The organism is Actinomadura sp. ATCC 39365 (genome assembly GCF_054392275.1).
Map to the genome: position 1 here is coordinate 10994444 of NZ_CP184335.1, position 20158 is coordinate 11014601.

General features: G+C 71.1%; 19 protein-coding genes. 7 read left to right on the plus strand and 12 right to left on the minus strand.

The genetic code is table 11. The features are described 5' to 3' along the window. Positions 1-5 precede the first annotated feature (5 nt). The 3 genes from ACNF49_RS52455 to ACNF49_RS52465 are packed head-to-tail and all read left to right on the plus strand — an operon-like array spanning position 6 to position 2852. A complete protein-coding gene (locus tag ACNF49_RS52455) occupies positions 6-677 on the plus strand; it encodes a TetR/AcrR family transcriptional regulator (protein WP_498703726.1) in 672 nt (223 codons plus the stop codon). Further along, the gene (locus ACNF49_RS52460) at positions 637-2124 is read left to right on the plus strand and encodes an AMP-binding protein (RefSeq protein ID WP_482942326.1); all 1488 of its coding nucleotides are present in this window, start codon (positions 637-639) and stop codon (positions 2122-2124) included. The genes ACNF49_RS52455 and ACNF49_RS52460 overlap by 41 nt, the downstream gene beginning before the upstream one ends. After that, positions 2121-2852, plus strand: a complete 732-nt coding sequence (locus tag ACNF49_RS52465) for an enoyl-CoA hydratase/isomerase family protein (RefSeq protein WP_482942327.1) — start codon at positions 2121-2123, stop codon at positions 2850-2852. Before ACNF49_RS52460 ends, ACNF49_RS52465 begins: the two co-directional genes overlap by 4 nt. A 62-nt stretch (positions 2853-2914) precedes the next feature. Here the strand turns inward: ACNF49_RS52465 and ACNF49_RS52470 are convergent, their stop codons facing one another. From ACNF49_RS52470 to ACNF49_RS52485, 4 genes are all read right to left on the minus strand, one after another. Further along, complete coding sequence (locus tag ACNF49_RS52470) at positions 2915-3550, minus strand: PH domain-containing protein (protein WP_482942328.1); 636 nt, start codon at positions 3548-3550, stop codon at positions 2915-2917. Then, complete coding sequence (locus ACNF49_RS52475) at positions 3547-4620, minus strand: adenosine deaminase (RefSeq protein WP_357969832.1); 1074 nt, start codon at positions 4618-4620, stop codon at positions 3547-3549. The genes ACNF49_RS52470 and ACNF49_RS52475 overlap by 4 nt, the downstream gene beginning before the upstream one ends. 91 nt (positions 4621-4711) lie before the next feature. Further along, on the minus strand, positions 4712-5062 hold the full coding sequence (locus tag ACNF49_RS52480) for a cupin domain-containing protein (protein ID WP_357969831.1): 351 nt from the start codon (positions 5060-5062) through the stop codon (positions 4712-4714). Between the two features lie 5 nt (positions 5063-5067). After that, positions 5068-5478: an AMIN-like domain-containing (lipo)protein gene (locus ACNF49_RS52485; protein ID WP_482942329.1), complete on the minus strand. Its 411-nt coding sequence runs from the start codon at positions 5476-5478 to the stop codon at positions 5068-5070. A gap of 386 nt (positions 5479-5864) precedes the next feature. Here ACNF49_RS52485 and ACNF49_RS52490 point away from each other — a divergent pair, with 386 nt between their 5' ends. Both ACNF49_RS52490 and ACNF49_RS52495 read left to right on the plus strand, forming a co-directional pair. Beyond that, positions 5865-6710 (plus strand): SigE family RNA polymerase sigma factor, encoded by an 846-nt coding sequence (locus ACNF49_RS52490; protein ID WP_482942330.1) that lies wholly within the window; start codon positions 5865-5867, stop codon positions 6708-6710. 36 nt (positions 6711-6746) lie between these two features. Then, positions 6747-7529, plus strand: a complete 783-nt coding sequence (locus tag ACNF49_RS52495) for a WD40 repeat domain-containing protein (RefSeq protein WP_482942331.1) — start codon at positions 6747-6749, stop codon at positions 7527-7529. A gap of 49 nt (positions 7530-7578) precedes the next feature. Here ACNF49_RS52495 and ACNF49_RS52500 read toward each other — a convergent pair whose 3' ends face one another. Then, the gene (locus ACNF49_RS52500) at positions 7579-8985 is read right to left on the minus strand and encodes an MFS transporter (protein WP_498703729.1); all 1407 of its coding nucleotides are present in this window, start codon (positions 8983-8985) and stop codon (positions 7579-7581) included. A gap of 87 nt (positions 8986-9072) precedes the next feature. Here ACNF49_RS52500 and ACNF49_RS52505 point away from each other — a divergent pair, with 87 nt between their 5' ends. Beyond that, the gene (locus ACNF49_RS52505) at positions 9073-9468 is read left to right on the plus strand and encodes a MarR family winged helix-turn-helix transcriptional regulator (RefSeq protein ID WP_357969820.1); all 396 of its coding nucleotides are present in this window, start codon (positions 9073-9075) and stop codon (positions 9466-9468) included. Positions 9469-9546: 78 nt separating this feature from the next. Here the strand turns inward: ACNF49_RS52505 and ACNF49_RS52510 are convergent, their stop codons facing one another. The 6 genes from ACNF49_RS52510 to ACNF49_RS52535 all read right to left on the minus strand — a co-directional run bounded on the left by ACNF49_RS52510 (position 9547) and on the right by ACNF49_RS52535 (position 16411). After that, on the minus strand, positions 9547-10818 hold the full coding sequence (locus tag ACNF49_RS52510) for a thymidine phosphorylase (RefSeq protein ID WP_357969817.1): 1272 nt from the start codon (positions 10816-10818) through the stop codon (positions 9547-9549). Between the two features lie 2 nt (positions 10819-10820). Next, positions 10821-11216, minus strand: a complete 396-nt coding sequence (locus ACNF49_RS52515; RefSeq protein WP_352324863.1) for a cytidine deaminase — start codon at positions 11214-11216, stop codon at positions 10821-10823. Continuing rightward, positions 11213-12502: an ABC transporter permease gene (locus tag ACNF49_RS52520; RefSeq protein ID WP_482942333.1), complete on the minus strand. Its 1290-nt coding sequence runs from the start codon at positions 12500-12502 to the stop codon at positions 11213-11215. The genes ACNF49_RS52515 and ACNF49_RS52520 overlap by 4 nt, the downstream gene beginning before the upstream one ends. Then, a complete protein-coding gene (locus tag ACNF49_RS52525; protein WP_357969812.1) occupies positions 12499-13641 on the minus strand; it encodes an ABC transporter permease in 1143 nt (380 codons plus the stop codon). The genes ACNF49_RS52520 and ACNF49_RS52525 overlap by 4 nt, the downstream gene beginning before the upstream one ends. Beyond that, a complete protein-coding gene (locus ACNF49_RS52530) occupies positions 13641-15248 on the minus strand; it encodes an ABC transporter ATP-binding protein (RefSeq protein ID WP_482942334.1) in 1608 nt (535 codons plus the stop codon). The genes ACNF49_RS52525 and ACNF49_RS52530 overlap by 1 nt, the downstream gene beginning before the upstream one ends. A 95-nt stretch (positions 15249-15343) precedes the next feature. After that, positions 15344-16411: a BMP family lipoprotein gene (locus ACNF49_RS52535; RefSeq protein WP_482942335.1), complete on the minus strand. Its 1068-nt coding sequence runs from the start codon at positions 16409-16411 to the stop codon at positions 15344-15346. Between the two features lie 289 nt (positions 16412-16700). On the opposite strand from ACNF49_RS52535, the gene ACNF49_RS52540 reads away from it, so the two are divergent. Continuing rightward, on the plus strand, positions 16701-18581 hold the full coding sequence (locus ACNF49_RS52540) for a Xaa-Pro dipeptidyl-peptidase (protein WP_482942336.1): 1881 nt from the start codon (positions 16701-16703) through the stop codon (positions 18579-18581). 47 nt (positions 18582-18628) lie between these two features. On the opposite strand, the gene ACNF49_RS52545 is transcribed toward ACNF49_RS52540, so the two are convergent. After that, on the minus strand, positions 18629-19852 hold the full coding sequence (locus tag ACNF49_RS52545; protein WP_357969801.1) for a M20 family metallopeptidase: 1224 nt from the start codon (positions 19850-19852) through the stop codon (positions 18629-18631). Between the last annotated feature and the right edge of the window lie 306 nt (positions 19853-20158).

The following is a 20158-nucleotide window of genomic DNA, read 5'->3' on the forward strand; positions in this document are numbered from 1 at the left end:
TGGACGTGGACACACTGCTCCGGATCAGGACGGCCGCGGTGCGGCTCTTCGCCCGGCAGGGCTACGCCGCCACCGGCATCCGAGACCTGGCCAGGGCGGTGAACCTGACCAACGCCGGCGTCTACCACCACGTCCACAGCAAGGAAGCCCTGCTGGCCGACCTCATGCGGACCGGCCTGCAAGGGCTGATCGACTCGACCGCCCGCGTCCTGGCCGGGGCCACGCGTCCCGCCGACCGCCTCGCCCTGCTGATCACCTCGCTCACCGCCCTGCACGCGCTCACCCCCCTGACCAGCCGCGTCATGGACGGCGAGCTCCGCTCCCTGACCCCCGGCTCGCCCGCCCACACCGAGGTCATCGCCCTGCGCGACGCCTACGAGAGCCACTGGAAGAGCGCCCTGGCCGACGGCGTCGCCGAAGGCGTCTTCCACGTCGCCGACCAGAAGCTGACCCGCCTCGCCCTCATGTCCATGTGCACCGGCACCAGCGAGTGGTACCGCCCCGACGGGGACTCGACGCTGGAGCAGGTGTGCGCGGAGTTCGTCACGATCGGCCTGGCCGCCGTACGCGCCGCCGGCCCGGTCGTGGCGCCCCTCGATCGACGCCTGCTGCCCGTCTTCCCGTGGGAGCCGCCGGATGCACACCACGATCCCCGACCTGCTGAGGCACGCCGCTAGCACGTACGGCGAGCGCGAGTTCCTCCGTTTCCCCGCCCCCTCACCCGCCCTCCCTGCGACCTCGCTGAGCTTCGTCGAGGCCGACGCCGTCTCCGACCGCCTGGCCCGCGCGCTGGCCGGCCAGGGTGTACGCCCCGGCGACCGGGTGGCCGTCATGCTGGACAACGAGCCGTGGTGGCCGTTGAGCTGGTTCGCCGTCCTGAAGGCGGGGGCGGTCACCGTCCCCGTGAACGTGCGGTACCAGGCCGCCGACCTGGAGCACGTTCTGCGCGACTCCGGCGCGGTCGCCACCCTGACCGGCGCGGAACACGCCGCGCGGGTGCCGGGCGTGGTGCACCTCGTGGACGAGCTGACGGATGGCCCACCTCTCGACATATCCCTCAGCGCGGACAATATCGCCAATTTTCAGTACACGTCGGGGACGACGGGCTTCCCCAAAGCCTGCCTGCTCGCCCACGACTACTGGATCAGGACCGCCCGCGTCGTCGCCGACCTCGTACGCCTGCGCGACGACGACGTCCTGCTGATCGCCCAGGCGTACTCCTACATGGACCCGCAGTGGACCACCCTGCTCTGCCTGCTCGGCGGCATCCCGCAGGTGGTGCTCCCCCGGTTCTCCGCCTCGGGCTTCTGGCCCGCCGTCCGTGAGCACGGCGCGACCCTGACGTACGTGCTGGGCACCATGCCCCTGCTGATGCACAAGCAGCCGCCGAGCCCCCTCGACCGCGACAACCGGATGCGGCTCGTGCTCTGCTCGGGCATCGCCCCCGGCCTGCACCGCGCGTTCGAGGAGCGCTGGGGCGCGCCCTGGCGCGAGCTGTACGGCTCCACCGAGAGCGGCTGCGACCTGATGGCCGCCCCGGACGCCGACGACACCGTCGGCACCGGCGCGCTGGGCACGCCGCCGCCCGGCAAGGAGGTCCGGCTCGACGAGGAGACAGGCGAGATCCTGGTCCGCGGCACACCCATGATGACCGGCTACTGGAACCATCCCGAGGCCACCGCGCACGCCTTCCGCGGCGGCTGGTACCACACCGGCGACCTCGGCGTCCGCGACGCGCGAGGCCGCATCCGGCACGCCGGACGGCTGAAGGACATGGTCCGCAGGGGCGGTGAGAACATCTCGTGCGCCGAGGTCGAGAGCGTGCTCGCCGGGCATCCCGCGGTCCTGTCCGCGGCCCTGGTGCCCATCCCCGACGACCTCTTCGGCGAGCTGCCCAAGGCGTTCCTCCAGCTCCGCCCCGGTCACGCCGCCGACGCCGGCACGGCCGCCGCCGTCATCGCCCACGCCAGGGAACGCCTGGCCCGCTTCAAGGTCCCGGCGTACGTGGAGTTCGTGGAGTCGTTCACGCTCACTCCGTCCGCCCGCATCGAGAAGCGCCACCTGCTCCGCCCCGGCCGCGACCACCGCGCCGCCCCCGCCATTCCCACGGAGGACCCGGCATGATCGACGTGACCGTACGCGACGAGGTGGCCGTGATCACCCTCGCCCGCCCCGAGAAGCTGAACGCCCTGACCGCCGGCATGCGGCGGGACCTGGCCGCGGCCGTCCGCGCGCACGGCCGTACCGCCAGGGGAATCGTGGTGACCGGCGCCGGCCGGGCGTTCTCGGCGGGCGAGGACATCGCCGAGGCGGCGGGCAAGCCGCTGGAGGCGGAGGTCGAGTCGTTCCATGACATGACCAGGGCCGTGCTGGAGACGCGGGTGCCGGTGGTCGCCGCGGTCAACGGCCCGGCCGTCGGCGGCGCCGCCGAGTGGACGCTCTGCTTCGACACCCGCATCGGCGCCGCCCCGGCCGCCGAGTACTTCTTCCCCGAGAACCACCTCGGCCTGTCGATCTCGAACGCGGCCAGTCACCTGCTGCTCCGGCTGGCCCGCGGCCGGGCGCTGCGGCTGGTGCTGGACTCGGCCCGCCTGAGCGCCGCCGACGCGCTGGCGGCCGGGCTGCTGGACGAGCTCGTGCCCGCCGAGGAGCTGGTGGAGACGGCGATCGCGCGGGTGCGCCACTGGACCCGGCCGGGCACCGCCACCGCCGTGCACCTGGGGCTGCTGCGCCCGCCGCTGGCCGAGGTCGAGCGCGCCTTCGAGGCCGAGACCGTGGCCGCCCGGCAGGTGGAGCAGGCGGGCCTGGCCCAGGCCGGCATGACCCGCTTCCTGACCCGCCGGACCCCCTGACCCGCCGGACCCTCACCCGCCGGGCCCCTGCCCCTCGGCCCTCGCGTTCGGGCCGGGGGCGGTCAGGCGATGACGATGGCGGCCACGATCAGGGCGACCGCGACCACGAGGACGGCGATCGAGTCGTAGGACCAGGTGACCTTGACCGGTGCCACCGCGGCCGCCGGCTCCGCGCGGCGGTGGGCGGCCTCGGCGCGGTCGCGGATCTGGTCGCCCACGAAGTCGGCGTGGGTCTTGCCGGTGAACGCCTCGGCGGCGGCCTGCTCGGCCTTGCTGACCGTGGCCTCGACCCGGAACCGGCCACCCCGCTGGGGCTTGGGCACGCCGCGCCGCTGCGCCTTGGACCGCTCTCTGGCGCTGCTCATGGGCGTCCACAACCGCAGCACCTGCTCCTCGGCGCCCTCGCCGGCGTAACGGACGGCGATGGAGTGGGTGACCGTCACCTCGCCCACGGACGCCCACGGCAGGAACGTCGTGCGCAGCGGGTTACGGGCCAGCAGCCCCTCCTCGCCGACCACGGTGGCGGGCCGGACCGCGATCGCGTAGACGAGCGCCGACATCGCCCCGAGCACGGCCAGCGCCACCATGGACGGCTTGCCGTTGTAGTGGGCCGTCAGGTCCCAGACGTTGAACGCCACGAAGACCAGCCAGGCGCAGCCCAGCACGAACCCGGTCTTGGACCGGTAGGTGTGTTTCACGGCTGCCACTTGATCTGCGCGAACCCCGGCTTGATCACGCCGTTGATCAGCGCCAGCCGCTCGTCGAACGGGAGGAAGGCCGACTTCATCGCGTTGACCGTGAACCACTGCAGGTCGTCCCAGTCGTAGCCGAACGCCTCGACCAGCTTGGCGAACTCGAGAGACACGCTCGTCGAGCTCATCAGCCGGTTGTCGGTGTTGACGGTGACCCGGAAGTGCAGCCTGCGCAGCAGCCCGATGGGATGCTCGGCGATCGAGTCGGCGGCCCCGGTCTGGAGGTTGGACGTGGGGCACATCTCCAGCGGGATGCGCTTGTCGCGCACGTACGCCGCCAGCCGCCCCAGCTTGGCCGACCCGTCGCCGGCCACGGTGATGTCGTCGATGATCCGCACGCCGTGGCCCAGGCGGTCGGCGCCGCACCACTGGATGGCCTGCCAGATCGACGGCAACCCGAACGCCTCGCCGGCGTGGATCGTGAAGTGCGCGTTCTCCCGCTGGAGGTATTCGAAGGCGTCGAGGTGCCGGGTGGGCGGGTAGCCGGCCTCGGCCCCGGCGATGTCGAACCCCACGACGCCGACGTCACGGTAGCGCACGGCCAGCTCGGCGATCTCCATCGAGCGCGCCATGTGGCGCATCGCGGTCAGCAGCGTGCCGACCCGGATGCCGCGCCCCTGCGAGCCCAGCGTGAACCCTTCGAGCACCGCCTCCACCACCTGGTCGAGGCTCAGCCCCATGGTGGTGTGCTGCTCGGGGGCGAAGCGCACCTCGGCGTAGACCACGCCGTCGTCGGCGAGGTCGCGGGCGCACTCGGCGGCCACCCGGACCAGGGATTCGCGGGTCTGCATGACCGCGACCGTGTGGTCGAAGGTCTCCAGGTAACGCTCCAGCGACCCGGAGTCGGCGGCCTCCTCGAACCAGAGGCGCAGATTGTCGGGGTCGGTGGAGGGCAGCCGCCCGTAGTCGATCTCCCGTGCGAGCTCGACGATCGTCTCGGCGCGCAGCCCGCCGTCGAGGTGATCGTGCAACAACACCTTGGGAGCCTGCCGGATCTTGTCAAGCGTGGGGCTCATCTGGCCATGATATGAGCACAGTCCTCCGCCGCCGCACACGTCGCGCCCGCCTGTGGACGACCCTTCCGGCACACCCGCGGTCGACGCCCGGTCAGTCGCGGCCGGCGCTCTCCGGCGTGAAGGCGGGCAGGCACACGGCGACGTACTCGGCGCCGTCGGGGCCCACGCTGTAGCGCACCTTCTCCCCCGGCGAGGTCACCACCGACTGGCCCGCGCCGACCTCGACCGTGCCGCCGTCGTGCTCGACGAGCAGGCTGCCGCGCAGGACCACGGTGTACTCGGCGAACGACGGAGTCTGGGCGGGCTCGGCCCAGCCGGGCGGGGCGGTCATGTGGGCGATGGAGACCTGCTCGTCGCCGCTGTTGACGCGCCCCACGTGCTCGTCGATGATCTTGCCGCCGGGGACGGGGATGCGGGTCGGGCCCTCGATCTTTCTCACCACGGGCTTCAGTGTGCCACGTCGAGGACCAGCCGGCTCGGCGCGGACTGCTCCTTCACCCGGAAGCCGGCCCGGCGGGCGAGCGCCAGGCCGACGCCCACGCGCCCCTCGAAGTCGCCGGTCCTGACGACGTCGGAGACGTTCTTGAGGCCGGCCCGGTAGACGGGGCCGCCCTTCCAGGTGGGGTAGCCGTCGTCGTCGTGCGCGTTGGCGGGGAAGAGGGTGAGCTGCAGGTACGCGCCGCCGTGGACGCCCATGGGCTCGCCGGAACCGTCCTGGAGGAACTCGTCCACCCATTTCACCTTGTAGCCAGGGATGTCGCCCTTGAGGTCGATCACCACCCGGTCGTAGCCGTCGTGGGTCGCGTACCGGACGCCGGTCACCACGGCCGGGTCGAGGCCGTCGCGCTCGACGTCCACCTCGGCGGTGCTGGTGGGGACGTCCGAGGGGGCGCTGCGGGGGTGGCGGTGCCGGGACCGGTGTCCGCGGGGGTGTCCAGCCGGGCGGTCTGCGAGGAGGTGCCGCACGCGGTCAGAACGGCGAGGCAGGCGAGCGGGACGGCGAGGCGAAGGCGCGACGGCCGCTCGCCGGCCGGGGATGACGGGCGCATGCCCGGTAGATGCCCAGCCCACCGGCCTGCAAGCGGCCTGGCGTCGGATCGGCCCGGGTTTCCTGGCACTTCCGCGGAGCCGGGACTCCCTCTACGCTGATCAACCTCCAAGGAGTCATACAAGTGAGCAAATCCCACGATTTATCGGCTTTTCTTGCGTCTTATGGGCCGTCTTTCGCTCGGACGGCCTACCTGTTGACGGGCGACGCGGACAAGGCGCGCGAGCTGGCCACCGCGGCGCTCGTCTCGTCCTGCCGCCGGTGGTCCGCGATCCGCTACCACCGCCCGGCCGACGCGGTGCTGCGCGAGCTGTACGGACGGTTCCTGGGCGCGACGGGCGCGCCCTGGCCGGCCCCGGAGGGTCACCTGCTCGCCGGGCTCGCCCCGAGAACCCGCGCGGCCGTCGTCGTCACCTTCCACGACGGGCTGAGCCTGCCGCACGCCGCCGTGATCACGGGCCTGTGGATCGGCGCGCTGGACGACGAACTGCGACGGGCCCGCGCCCAGCTCCGAACCACCCACCCGACCCTGTTCGAGAACCACCCAGCCCCGCCGGGGAACCCCGCAGCCCCGGCCGAGGATCCGGCGGACCCGGCCTGGGGTCGCCAGGGCGACCGGCCGGGGAGCGGCGCGGCGTCCGCCTCACTCTGGACGCTCGCCCCCGCTCCCGAGCCCGCCGCCCCGACGGCCGCGCCCCAGGACGGCGCCCCCGGGGATCAGGCCCTGCGGGCCGCGCTGCTCGGCCTGGCCACCGGGATGCCGCGCACCGACCTCGCAGAAACGGTCCTGCGGCGGGTCACGGCGCGACGCAGGATCCGGGTGGCGGTGTGGACGTCGGCCTCCCTCGGCCTGGTCGCCGCGATGGTCGCGACGATCGTGGCCGGGCTGTCCGCGGTGGCCGACCGCGTGGACGAGACCATGGCCCGCGCCACCTCCGACCCCGGGACGCGGGGCCCCGGCCAGGAGGTCCGCGACCCGCTGCCCACCGCGCTCCCCGACCCGGTCCGCTTCGCCTACCCGGGCTACTGCCGCGACGCCTAGGCCGACGCCCGTGCCCCGCAACCCTGCGGCCAGTGGGTGCTCACCACCCGGTCGGGCACGGAATGGCGGCTGCCGGACGCGCGGGCCGGCTACGACCCGGCCACCGGCGAGTACATGCCGCTCGCCCTCAGCCAGGACGGCCACCGGCTCGTCTACCAGAACCCGCAGGGCCGTTACCTGGTCCACGACCTGCCCACGGGCGTGGTCAAGGGCATCGACGCCACGGCCGGGGACGGCGAGGCGCACATCAGGTCGTCCCCGGACGGCCGCTACTTCGCGCTGTCCTTCGGCGACGCCGGCGACAGCGCGGTGCTCGACTTCCGGACCGGCACGACCCGCACCGTACGCGGCAAGGACGTCGAGATCCTGGCCGTCCACGACGACGGCACGCGCGTGGTCGCCGAACGCCGGGACACCACCGCCGTCCCGGGCCACGCCTCCGTCAGCACGCTGAGGCTGGACGGCGGCGGCACCCGCACGAAGGGCTTCCGGATCGACCCCGCCCTCATCGAGCACGGCGCCGCGCTCGCCCCGGACGGCCGCTCCCTGGCCCTGGTGACGGCCGACGACCGCCTGGTCACCATGGACGCCCGCACCGGCCGCGTCACCGGCCCCCGCCCCCGCCTGGACGTCGACGACCTCGAAGTGATCAGGGTGGAGCGCTGGCTGAGCCGCGACAAGGTCCTCGTGCGCCTGTGGGACCAGGAGGACGTCTACCTGGTCCAGGTGAACGTCCGCACCGGCGAGAGCGCCGACCTCGGCGACTCGGCGACGGAGTGGATCGACTACTCCGACCCGATCGGCGCCCTGGAGAAATAAGGAAGAGGGCCCCGCCCCCGGCGGAACCCTCTTCCCCGTCACAGGGAGGTCAGACGGCCTCGAAGACCTTCACGTCCTCGGCCTCGACCGCGGCGGCCTTGCGCGAGCGCAGCCCGGTGGCCGAGATCGCCAGCCCGACCAGGGCCAGCACCAGCGCGACCACGATCGCCGAGCGCAGCGCGCCGATCGACAGCGTCTCGCCGCCCGAGGTCAGCACGGCGGTCACCACGGCCAGCACGATCGCGCCGCCGACCTGGCCGGAGGTGTTGAGCAGCCCGGAGGCCAGGCCCTGCTCGTCGTCGTCCACGCCGTTGGTGGCCTGGATGTTCAGCGAGGGGAAGGACAGGGCGAACGCCACGCCCAGCAGGACCATGCCGGGGAGCACCATGCCGCCCAGGCTCGGCGTCTCGTCGATGCCCAGGAAGATCGCGTAACCGCCGGCCAGGGCCGCGGCGCCGATGACGATCAGCTTGCCGGTGCCGAACCTGTCGGCGAAGTCCCCCATCTTGGTCGAGCTGACCGCGACGAGCAGGCCCGCGGGCAGGAACGCCAGGGCCGTGCCGAGCGCCGACCAGTGCAGCAGGTTCTGGAAGTACTGCATGGCCACGAACTGGAAGGCCACGTACGAACCCATCAGGATGAGCAGCCCCAGGTTGGCCCGGACGATGTGGCCCGAGCGCAGGATGCCGAGCCGCACCAGCGGGTGCTTCATCCGCAGCTCGGTGAGGACGAACAGGCCGAGCAGCACCGCGACGGCCACCAGCGAGCCGATCGTCTGGAACGAGGCCCACCCGGCCTCGGGAGCCTGCACGACGGTGAAGACGAGCAGCAACATCGAGGCGGTGATCAGCACGGCGCCGACGAGGTCGTGGCCGCCCTCGGCCCGCTCCTCCTGGCCCTTCGGCAGCACCTTCAACGCGGCGATCAGCGCGATGATCGCGACCGGCACCGGCATGAGGAGCGTCCACCGCCAGCCGATCTCGGTCAGCAGGCCGGAGAGCACCAGGCCGAGCGAGTAGCCGCTCGCGCCGCAGGCGGTGAAGATGCTCAACGCCTTGTTGCGCTCCGGGCCCTCCGGAAACGTGGTGGTGATGATCGACAAAGCGGCGGGCGCGGTGAACGCCGCGGCAACACCCTTGACGAACCGGGCGGCGATCAGCAGGCCCCCGTCGTCCACGACACCACCCAGCAACGACGCGACGGCGAAGACGCCCAGAGCGACCAGGAACACCCTGCGCCGCCCGAGCAGGTCGGCGGTCCTGCCCCCGAGCAACAGAAGACCGCCATAGCCGAGCACGTAGCCGCTGACCACCCACTGCAGGGAAGACGTGCTGAGGCCCAGATCATGCTGGATGGCCGGCAGGGCGACACCGACCATGGAGACATCAAGGGCGTCAAGGAAGATCACTGCACAGAGCACGGCGAGCGCGCCCCAACGGGATGAGGAAGAGGACATGAGTCAGAACAATACATGCGTCAGCATCTAATGCAAGTGCATTTAATGCCGTTGCATGAATCTTCCCGAGATGGTAACCTCCGCGACATGGACGAGGAGTTCGTGGTCGAGACCTGGCATTACGTCCTGGCCAAACACGCGAAGGCCATGTGCGCGCTGGAGCGGGAGCTGGGCGAGCGGCACGGGCTCGGGCCCAGCGAGTTCGAGGTGCTCGACCGGATCGTCCACCACGACAGGAAGCTGCGCATCCAGGAGCTCTGCGAAGAGGTCCACCTGAGCCAGAGCGCCCTGTCCAGGGTCGTGGCCAGGCTGGAGAAGAGCGGGCTCGTCACCCGCGGCACGTGCGACTCCGACCGCCGGGGCGTGTTCGTCTGCATCACCGACGAGGGGCGCGCGCGGTACACCGAGGCGCTGCCCACGCAGCGCGCCGTGCTCGCGGGCGTCTTCACCGACGTCCCCGAGGTCCCCGCCGTCACCACCTAGCCGGTACGCGGCCGGGAGAAGCGGCGGCGGCCGTCCCCGGGCAGGGGTCCGGCCGCCGCGCACGAGTGCTTCCGCTGGTCAGCCGATGCGGTCGATGACCAGGGGCAGCAGCTCGCGCCCCGACTCGGCGACCTCGTAGCCGCCCGACAGCGCGTCGAGCGCCCGCTCGAACCTGGCCGTCTCGTCGGCGTGCAGCGTCATCAGCGGCTGGCCCTCGCGCACCAGGTCGCCGGGCTTGGCGTGCAGCACGATCCCGGCCCCGAACGACACCGGGTCCTCCTTGCGCGCCCGTCCGGCGCCGAGCCGCCAGGCGGCCAGCCCCACGGCGTACGCGTCGAGGCGGGCCAGCACCCCGGACGACGGCGCCGTCACCGTCATGCTCTCGGCCGCCCTCGGCAGGACCGCGTCGGGGTTGCCGCCCTGGGCGGAGATCATCCGCCGCCACGCGTCCATGGCCGAGCCGTCGCGCAGCGCGTCGGCCGGGTCCTTGCCGGAGACCCCGGCCGCCGCCAGCATCTCGCGCGCCAGCCGTACGGTCAGCTCGACCACGTCGGACGGCCCGCCGCCGGCCAGCACCTCGATCGACTCCTCGACCTCCAGCGCGTTGCCCACGGCCAGGCCGAGCGGCCGGTCCATGGCCGTCAGCAGGGCGACCGTGCGCACGCCCGCGTCGCTCCCGAGCGCGACCATGGTCTCGGCCAGCTCGCGGGCGCTCTCGGTCGTCTTCATGAACGCCCCGGAGCCCACCTTCACGTCGAGCACCAGCGAGCCGGTGCCCTCGGCGATCTTCTTCGACATGATCGACGAGGCGATCAGCGGGATCGACTCGACGGTGCCGGTGACGTCGCGCAGCGCGTAGAGCTTCTTGTCGGCCGGGGCCAGCCCGGAGCCCGCCGCGCAGACCACCGCGCCGGCCGTGCGCAGGACGTGGAGCATCTGGTCGTTGGAGAGCGAGGCCAGCCAGCCCGGGACGGACTCCAGCTTGTCCAGGGTGCCGCCGGTGTGCCCGAGCCCGCGACCGGACAGCTGCGGCACGTACGCCCCGCACGCCGCCACCAGGGGCGCCAGCGGCAGCGTGATCTTGTCGCCGACGCCGCCCGTGGAGTGCTTGTCGGCCGTGGGCCGGTCGAGCATCGACCAGTCCATGCGCTCGCCGGACCGGATCATGGCCTGCGTCCAGTCGGCGATCTCGCGCCGGTTCATGCCGTTGAGCAGGATGGCCATGGCCAGGGCGGACATCTGCTCGTCGGCCACGTCACCGCGGGTGTAGGCGGCGATCACCCAGTCGATCTGGGCGGTGGTGAGCTCGCCGCCGTCGCGCTTGGCGCGGATGACCTCGATGGCGTCCATGGTCACGAGCTCCTGCTGAGGTCGTCGGGGCCGAACGCGTACGGCAGGATCTGCGCCATGCGCTTGGGACCGTCGACGGTCTCCACCAGCAGGTTCTCACCGCCGAACTCGTACAGGAGCTGACGGCAGCGCCCGCACGGCATGAGCAGCTCGCCGTGGCCGTCCACGCAGGTGAAGGCCACCAGCCGGCCGCCGCCCGACATCTGCAGCGCCGACACCAGCCCGCACTCGGCGCACAGGCCGAGCCCGTAGGAGGCGTTCTCGACGTTGCAGCCGGTGACGATCCGGCCGTCGTCGACGACCGCCGCCGCCCCCACCGGGAACTTGGAGTACGGCGCGTAGGCGTTGCGCATGGCCGTGGCGGCCTCGGCGCGCAGGCCGTCCCAATCGATGTTCAATGTTGATCCCCCCGACGGAAGCGTACGCCGTCTGCCTTGGGCATCCGCAGACGCTGCGACGCGACCAGGAGCACGAGCAGCGTGAGCACGTGTGGCGTGATGAAGACGAACTCGCCCGGCAGCGTCTCCACGGTCCGCCAGAGCCAGAACAGCACGAGCGCGCCCGCCGCCGCGGCGGCGATCACGGTGTAGTCCTTGACGCCCCTGGCCACGATCTCGGCCGGCTGGCTCGGCGCGACCAGTTTGCGGATCTGCAGCGCGATGTAGACCACCAGCAGCAGCGCGCCGAACAGGAAGAACGTGGTGACCGCGTTGGCCTCGCCGGAGCTGCGCAGCTGCAGGCCGCTGGCGTAGCCGAACAGGGACGAGCCGGCCGCGAGCCCGCCGGGCCGCCAGTTGCCGAAGATCATGGCGGCCAGACCGATGAAACCGCGTCCCTGCGTCTGGCCCTCGACGTACTTGTTGGAGACGAAGACCAGGAACACGCCGCCGAGCCCGGCGAACGCGCCGGAGACGACGACCGCGAGGTACTTGATCCGGTAGACGTTCACGCCCAGCGACTCGGCCGCCCACGGGTTCTCCCCCGCCGACCGCAGCCGCAGCCCGAACGACGTGCGCCAGAGCACCAGGTACGTCACCGGCAGCAGCAGCACGGCCAGGATGATCAGCGCGTTCACGTCGTGGGTGAGCCCGCGCAGGATGCCGGCCAGGTCGGAGAGCAGGAACCAGTGGGTGCTCTCCAGCTTGCCGAGCAGGTCGGGGCCGTCCGACAGAACGGGCAGGCTCACCTCTGGCGCACCCGAGCTGATCGCCGGCGAGGTGGTGATGCCGGCGCCCTTCGCGCTGGCCGAGGTGCCCTCGCCGTAGAGGACCTCGGACAGGAAGCGGGTGATGCCGGGGCCGAGCAGGTTGATGGCGACGCCGCTGATGATGTGGTCGACGCCGAACGTGACGGTCGCGATCGCGTGGATGAGCCCGCCGAGCGCGCCGCCGAGCAGCCCGGCGACCAGCGCGGCCACGGCGCCCCACTGGTATCCGGCCCAGCCGGCGAACCAGGTGCCGAGCACCATCATGCCTTCGAGGCCGATGTTGACCACGCCGGCCCGCTCGGCCCACAGGCCGCCGAGACCGGCCAGGCCGATCGGCACCGCGAGCAGCAGCGCCGCGTTGAACGTGCCGGAGGAGGTCAGGTCGTCCTGGCCGGAGATGATCCGCACCAGCGACAGCAGCAGGATGAGCGCGGCGACGCCGAGCAGCGCCAGATGGTATTTGCCGACCCTGCTCATGCTGCCACCTCAACCGGTCTGTTCGTGTCGAGCTGCCGGGCGGCCCGCTGCTCCTCAAGCCGCATGGCGATGCGGTTGGTCACCTCGTTCGCGATGACCACCAGCAGGACGATGACGCCCTGGATGATCGTGATGACCGACGACGGCACGTCGGCGATCTGCAGCGCGCCCTGCGCCCGGTCGAGGAAGGCGAACAGCAGCGCGGCGATCGCGATGCCGACGGGCTTGTTCCTGCCGAGCAGCGCCACCGCGATGCCGAGGAAGCCGAGGCCGGCGGTGAAGTTGGAGTTGAAGGCGCCCTTGTCGCCGAGGATCTCGGGCAGGCCGATGAGCCCCGCGATCGCGCCGGACAGCACCATGGCCGCGATGACCATCTTCTTCGGGTTGACGCCCGAGGCGAAGGCGGCCGGGCCGTTCAGCCCGCTGGCCTTGACGTTGAAGCCGAAGCGGGTGCGCTCCAGCACGACCCAGACCACCAGGCCGAGCACGACGGCCACGAGCAGGAAGCCCCACACGCCGCCGCCGCGGGTGGGCGCCAGCAGCCCGAACCAGTCGAAGACGAAGTTCAGGTTGGGGAACATGGCCGACTCGGGCAGCTGCGGCGTGGTCGTGGTGAGCTGGCCGGCCGCCCGCTGGCCCGCGAACGGGCCGCGGACCAGGTAGGAGGCCAGGGCGATCGCGATGTAGTTGAGCATGATCGTGGAGATCACCTCGTTCACGCCGCGGGTCACCTTCATCACCGCGGGGATCAGCGCGTACGCGCCGCCCACGACGGCCGCGACCACGATGATCACCAGGATCTGGATCGGCTTCGGCGCGGTGAACGTCGAGCCGACGTAGGCCGCGCAGATGGCCGCGATGCGGTACTGGCCCTCGACGCCGATGTTGAACAGGTTCATGCGGAAGCCGACGGCCACCGCGAGACCCGCGATGAACAGCGGCACCGCCCGGTTGAGGAACGCCGCGATGCCGTTGGACACCGAGCGCGCGGTCTCGCCGAAGTCGAAGAAGGCGGCGAACGCGTCGATCGGGCTGGCACCCGCCGCGATGATCGCCACGCTGGAGATCGCGATCGCCAGGACGATGGCGACGACGGCGCCTGCGACGGTGAGCAGCGCCCGGTTGAGCCCGGCGGGCATCACGTCTCCTCAGTGCCGGCGATGGCGCCGGTCATGTAACCGCCAAGCCGCTCGGGCGTGACGTCGGAAGGATCGAGTTCGGCCACGAGCCGGCCGCGCAGGATGACCCTGATCGTGTCGGACAGGCCGATCAGCTCGTCGAGGTCGGCCGAGATCAGCAGCACGGCCAGGCCGGCGGCCCGCGCGTTGCGCAGGTGGTCCCAGATGGCGGCCTGGGCGCCGACGTCCACGCCGCGGGTGGGGTGGGCGGCGATGAGGAACGACGGCTCGCCGCTCATCTCGCGTCCGACGATCAGCTTCTGCTGGTTGCCGCCGGACAGGGCCAGGGCCAGGGTGTCCACGCTGGGGGTGCGCACGTCGTACTCCTTGACGATGCGCTCGGTGTCGGCCTTGGAGGCGCGCCGGTCGACCCAGATGCCGCTGCGCGCCGGGGGCCTGGTCTGGTGGCCGAGCACCCGGTTCTCCCACAGGGACGCCTCCAGCAGCAGGCCCTGCCGGTGGCGGTCCTCGGGGATGTAGCCGATGCCTGCTTCCCTGCGCTTCAGCGTGGACCAGGCGCTGATGTCCACGTCGCCGAGGGTGATCGTGCCGTGGGTGGCACGCATGCCCATGATCGCCTCGATCAGCTCGGACTGCCCGTTGCCCTCGACGCCGGCGATGCCCAGGATCTGGCCCGCGTGGATGTCGAAGGAGACGTCGTCGAGGATCAGGCGCTTGCCCTCTTCGCGCAGCTTGTCGACGTACAGGTCGACGGAGGTGCCCCTGGGGACGGGACGGAAGCCGTCGGCCTCCATCGTCAGCCGCGACACGCTCAGCGTGACGCTCTCGCGCACGGTGGACTCGCGGGTCTCCGGCGTGGGCAGCTCGCTGCCGACCATCAGCTCGGCGAGCCGGCGGGCGGTCACCTCGGCGGGGTTGACGCTGGCGACGGTGGTGCCGCGGCGGATCACGGTGATCGCGTCGGCGATGTTCAGCACCTCGTCGAGCTTGTGCGAGATGAAGATGACGGTCAGGCCCTCGGCCTTGAGCTCGCGCAGGTTCTCGAACAGCTCCTCGACCTCCTGCGGCACGAGGACCGCCGTCGGCTCGTCGAGGATGAGGATGCGGGCGCCGCGGTAGAGGACCTTGAGGATCTCCACCCGCTGGCGGTCGCCGACGCCGAGGTCCTCCACCAGCGCGTCGGGGTCGACGCGCAGGCCGTGGCTGCTGGCCAGCTCGGCGATGCGGGCCCGTGCCCTGCCGGTGTCGAGCACGCCGGCCCTGGTGGGCTCGGCGCCGAGGACGATGTTCTCCAGCACGGTGAAGTTGTCGGCCAGCATGAAGTGCTGGTGGACCATGCCGATGCCGACGTCGATGGCGTCGCTGGGGGTGCGGAAGCTGACCTCCCGGCCGTTGACCCTGATCGTGCCCTCGTCCGGCTTCTGCATGCCGTAGAGGATCTTCATCAGGGTCGACTTGCCCGCGCCGTTCTCCCCGACGATCGCGTGGACCGTGCCGGGTTCGACGGTGATGCGGATGTCGTGGTTGGCGACGACGCCGGGGAAACGCTTGGTGATGCCCTCCAGCTCTACGGCGGGTTGCACCGCGGCGAGGGTGTCCGAGCTCATTTCGCCTCTCCTAGAGCATGGGGGGCGGACGGGGCGGATAGCCAGAAGGCCCGAAGTGGGGACTCCGGGCCCTCGGTCGTCCGTTCCTACCCAGATTACGGCTTGGACGGAACCGTGATTTTGCCGTCGACGATGTCCTTCTTGGCAGCGTCGAGCTTGTCCTTGATGTCGTCGATCTCGCCACCGGTGGTGGACAGGCCCACACCGTCGACCTTGAGGTCGTAGACGGTGTTGCTGCCGCCCTTGGCACCGCCCTGGAAGGCCTTGACGAACTCGAAGACGCCGACGTCGACGCGCTTGAGCATCGAGGTCATGATGACCGACTGAAGGTCGGTCTCCTTGACCGTCTGGCGCTGGTCGGAGTCGACGCCGATGGCCTTCTTCTTGGCCGCGGCCGCCGCCTGGAACACGCCGAGGCCGGAGTCGCCGGCGGCGTGGTAGACGATGTCCGCGCCGTCCTGGTACATCTTCTCGGCCGCGACCTTGCCCTTGTCGGGGGCCTTGAAGCCGGAGAAGTCACCGTCGGGGGTGAGGTACTTGATGTCGATCTTGATGTCCGACTTGACCGACTTGGCGCCCATCACGAAGCCCGCCTGGAACTTCTTGATCAGGTCGTTCTCGACGCCGCCCACGAAGCCGACGTGGCCGGCCTCCGACTTGGTCGCGGCGGCGACGCCCGCCAGGTAGGAGCCCTGCTCCTCGGCGAACAGCAGGCCGGTCACGTTCGGGGCGTTGGAGGCCGAGTCGACGACGGCGAACTGCACGTCGGGGTACTCGGCGGCGGTCTTCTTGATGTCGTCGCCGTAGGCGAAGCCGACACCGATGATGGGGTTGTAGCCCGCGTCCGCGAGCTGGCGCAGCAGGTCGCCGCGGTTGGAGCCGTCAGCCGCCGGGCTGAGCTCCTTGATGTCGGCGTTCAGCTCCGTCTTGGCCTTCTCCAGGCCGGCGTAGGCGGCGTCGTTGAACGACTTGTCGCCACGGCCGCCGACGTCGAACGCCAGACCGACCTTCAGCCCGCCCTTGGGGGCCTCGCTGCTGGCGCCGGAGCTCGGCTGCGTGCTCGCCGAGGTGCCTCCACCCTCGCCGCCACAGGCCGCGACTGCCATGAGCATGACGCCGGCTACCGAGCCGACGGCAATCCTGCTGAATCGCTTGCCGAGCAAGGCGACTCCCTTCCATTTCCTCGCCGTCGAACTTCATCGCAGGCGCGAAGAAACGTACGGCACCTGCACGGAAGATAGTTGCTTGACCAGGGCAGACCAAACCGGCACACAGGGTCGCAACCGCTCCGTTATCGACATCAAGCGCGTCCGTGACCTGAATCTGGGTTCAGGCACTTGGGACGGCTCCCTCAAAGTTTTGCCCAAGTTTGGTATGGAAGGGGCCCTTGCCGAGCGGTCGATCATGGCAGAGATTCCGATCAACGGTGGAAATTTCGTATCGGAGCCCCGTATGCAGCCTTGGAAGACACTGGCCGTACCGCTGGTCGCGATCCTCGCCGTGACCTTGGGCGGGCCCGCCCCGGCGACGGCCGCCACCCCTACTCTCAAGATCGAGAACAACGCCACCCAGCCCGTCTTCTCCCGCGCCGACGCCGTCAAGCAGACGGTGTTCGTCGAGGTGGCCGGGACCGACAGCGACGACGACGGGCAGCCCGACCGCGTCGCCATGGACATCCTGCGCCCCAAGGAGACCGACCAGGGGCTCAAGGTCCCGGTGATCATGGAGGCCAGCCCCTACTACGCCCCCGGCAACGACGTGCCCAACCACCCGGTGGACGTCGACGCGAACGGCATCCCGCTGCCCACCCTGAAGTCACCTTCGAACAAGCTCTTCAGTGAGCCCTTCGACGGCTACTACGACAACTACTTCGTGCCCCGCGGCTACGCCATCGCCCTGGTCGAGAACGTGGGCAGCGCCCGCGCCACCGGCTGCCCCTCCTCCGGCGACCGGAACGAGACCGCCGGCCCGAAGGCCGCCATCGACTGGCTGAACGGCCGCGCCCGCGGCTTCGACGCCGACGGCAACGAGGTCAGCGCCACCTGGTCCACCGGCAAGGTCGGCATGATCGGCGTCTCCTACAACGGCACCCTGCCCAACGCCGTCGCCTCCACCGGCGTCGAGGGCCTGAAGACGATCGTGCCGATCGCCGCCATCTCCAGCTGGTACGACTACTACCGGGCCAACGGCGGCGTCCCGGCCCCCGGCGGCTACCAGGGCGAGGACCTGGACGTCCTGGCCAAGTTCGTGCTGACCAGGGACAGGGGCTTCGAGGTCTGCGGCGCCAAGATGGACGCGCTGACCGCGAACCAGGACCGGGTCACCGGCGACTACAGCCCGCTCTGGGACGCCCGCAACTACCTCAACGACGTGGACAAGGTGAAGGCCAGCGTCTTCCTCGTGCACGGGCTCAACGACTGGAACGTCAAGACCAAGCAGTTCGCCCAATGGTGGTACGCCCTGGCCGAGCGGCACGTGCCGCGCAAGATCTGGCTGCACCAGGGCACCCACATGAACCCCTTCAACCTGCGCACCGTCGAGTGGCTGCGTCAGCTGCACGGCTGGTTCGACTACTGGCTGCAGGACATCGACTCGGGCATCATGCGCGAGCCGCAGGCCGACGTGGAGATCGGCGTCGGCGAGTGGCAGCGGCACGCCTCCTGGCCGCTGCCCGGGACCACCACGGTGGCGCTCCACCCGGCCGCCGGCGAACGGCTCGGCCTGCTGCCCCGGCCGCTGTCGCCCGCGGAGTCCTTCGTGGACCAGAGCGCGCGGACGGCCGAGCAACTGGTAGAGGCGACCGGGCCCGACCCGAACCGGTTGGCGTACCTGACCGGACAGCTGCCCGCCGACGTGCGGATCTCCGGCACGCCGACGGTCTCGGTACGGGCCTCGTTCAAGGACGGCGCCTCGCCGTACCTGACGGCGTTGCTGGTGGACTACGGCACGGACGTGCGCCCGGACGGCACTCTGCAGTCGACCGGCCAGAGCTACTGCTATGGCGAGGGCGTCCCGGGTGACACGGGCTGCACGACGCTCAGGCGGCTCGGCACGGCGACGACGGCGTACAAGATCGTCTCCAGAGGATGGCTCGACGTGCGCAACCGCCACCGCGCCGACCGCACGGAACCGCTGCGCCCCGGCAAGGAGTACACCTTCACCTGGGACTTCCAGCCCAAGGACTACCTGTTCAAGAAGGGCCACCGGCTGGGCCTGGTGATCATCTCGACCGACCGCGACTACACCCTGCGCTACCCGGGCGGCACCCGGGTCACCGTGTCGCCTGGGCACTCGTCCCTGCGGCTGCCGGTGGTGTTCGGCAGGCTCGCCTGACCCGCCGACGGCCCGCCGCGCGACGCGGCGGGCCGTCGGAGCGGCTCTCAGGCCATGGCGTTGCTGATGGAGTCGATCGGGCCGACGTCCCACAGCGCGGTCAGCGCGGTGGCGGCCATCACCCGCACGCCCATCGCGATCGCCTTCTCGTCGACGTCGAAGGTGCCCTGGTGGATGTCGTACGTGACGCCGTCGGGCGAGCGCGTGCCGAGCCGGGCGAAGGCGCCGGGGATCGACTCCAGGTACCAGGCGAAGTCCTCGCCGCCGAGCGACTGCTGGGTGGGCACCACCGCGCCGGCGCCGAGGGCCCGCTCGGCCGCCTCGGCCAGCATCTCGACGCTGACCTCGTCGTTGACCACCGGCGGCACGCCCCGCGTGTAGTCCAGCACGGCCTCGACGCCGTAGGCGCCGGCGACGGACTCCAGCAGGGCCTTGATCAGGTCGGGGGCGGCGTGCCAGGCGTTCTCGTCGAGGCAGCGGATCGTGCCCTCGGCGATGCCGTCGTCTGGGATGGCGTTGGCCGCCGAGCCCGCCTCGACCCGGCCCCAGACGAGGCTGAGCGAGGAGCGCGGGTCGATCCGGCGGGAGAGCGCGGCGGGCAGCTCGGTGAGGATCTTGGCCAGGGCGAAGACCAGGTCGGCCGTCAGGTGGGGGCGGGCGGTGTGGCCGCCGGGGCCGGAGACCCTGACGACGATCTTGTCGCAGGCCGAGGTGATCGGGCCGCTCCGCAGACCGAGCTGGCCGACGTCGACGCGCGGGTCGCAGTGGAGGCCGAAGATGCGGTCGACGCCGCTGATGCCGCCGTGGGCCATGACCTCAAGAGCGCCGCCGGGCAGTTCCTCGGCGGGCTGGAAGATCAGCCGGACCCGGCCGGGCAGCAGCCCGGCCGCGGCCTGCTGGGCCAGGAAGATCGAGGTGCCGAGCAGAACGGTGGTGTGCACGTCGTGCCCGCAGGCATGGCACGCGCCGGGGACGGTGGAGCGGTAGGGCACGTCCTTCTCGTCCTGGAGCGGCAGCGCGTCGATGTCGGCCCGCAGCGCGATGGTCGGCCCGTCGCCGCTGCCCACCTCGCAGATGAGACCGGTGCCACGCGGCAGCACCGACGGCGTCAGCCCCGCGGCGGTCAGCCGGTCGGCGATGCGCTGGGTCGTGCGGTATTCGGCGAAGGCCAGCTCAGGATGCATGTGAAGGTCACGACGGAACGCCACCAGCTCCTGCTCGATCTCCGCCAGGAACGCGTCCAGTTCTCCCCGCAGCTCACGTCCCCGCATATGTCACCATCCATCCCGTAGAGGCCGCGCGTCCCACGCACGGACGGCGGCTCATAACGCTCTCGAAAAAGTCCATCCTGCGGCAGCCACCTGGTTGAGGCGGCCGTTCGGCGAATCAAAAGCCACACCCGTAGGTTTCGGTGCGAGATCGTCAGCACGGGCTTCGCGTTCATCGGTCGCAGCAGCCCGGGTGCACGGCGGTAAGCCGTGAGCCCGGTGGCGATGCTTCTGACTTTATCGCTCCCGTGCGCCTTCGCGCCGACAGATACACCAAAAGTTGGCCGACGGCATGCCCGTAACCGCAGG

Coding starts and splice junctions, on each gene's coding strand:
- ACNF49_RS52540 (WP_482942336.1), top strand. CDS start 16,701: ATGCAGCCTTGGAAGACACTGGCCGTACCGCTGGTCGCGATCCTCGCC.
- ACNF49_RS52530 (WP_482942334.1), bottom strand. CDS start 15,248: ATGAGCTCGGACACCCTCGCCGCGGTGCAACCCGCCGTAGAGCTGGAG.
- ACNF49_RS52505 (WP_357969820.1), top strand. CDS start 9,073: ATGGACGAGGAGTTCGTGGTCGAGACCTGGCATTACGTCCTGGCCAAA.
- ACNF49_RS52525 (WP_357969812.1), bottom strand. CDS start 13,641: ATGCCCGCCGGGCTCAACCGGGCGCTGCTCACCGTCGCAGGCGCCGTC.
- ACNF49_RS52520 (WP_482942333.1), bottom strand. CDS start 12,502: ATGAGCAGGGTCGGCAAATACCATCTGGCGCTGCTCGGCGTCGCCGCG.
- ACNF49_RS52545 (WP_357969801.1), bottom strand. CDS start 19,852: ATGCGGGGACGTGAGCTGCGGGGAGAACTGGACGCGTTCCTGGCGGAG.
- ACNF49_RS52510 (WP_357969817.1), bottom strand. CDS start 10,818: ATGGACGCCATCGAGGTCATCCGCGCCAAGCGCGACGGCGGCGAGCTC.
- ACNF49_RS52465 (WP_482942327.1), top strand. CDS start 2,121: ATGATCGACGTGACCGTACGCGACGAGGTGGCCGTGATCACCCTCGCC.
- ACNF49_RS52475 (WP_357969832.1), bottom strand. CDS start 4,620: ATGAGCCCCACGCTTGACAAGATCCGGCAGGCTCCCAAGGTGTTGTTG.
- ACNF49_RS52500 (WP_498703729.1), bottom strand. CDS start 8,985: ATGTCCTCTTCCTCATCCCGTTGGGGCGCGCTCGCCGTGCTCTGTGCA.
- ACNF49_RS52460 (WP_482942326.1), top strand. CDS start 637: ATGCACACCACGATCCCCGACCTGCTGAGGCACGCCGCTAGCACGTAC.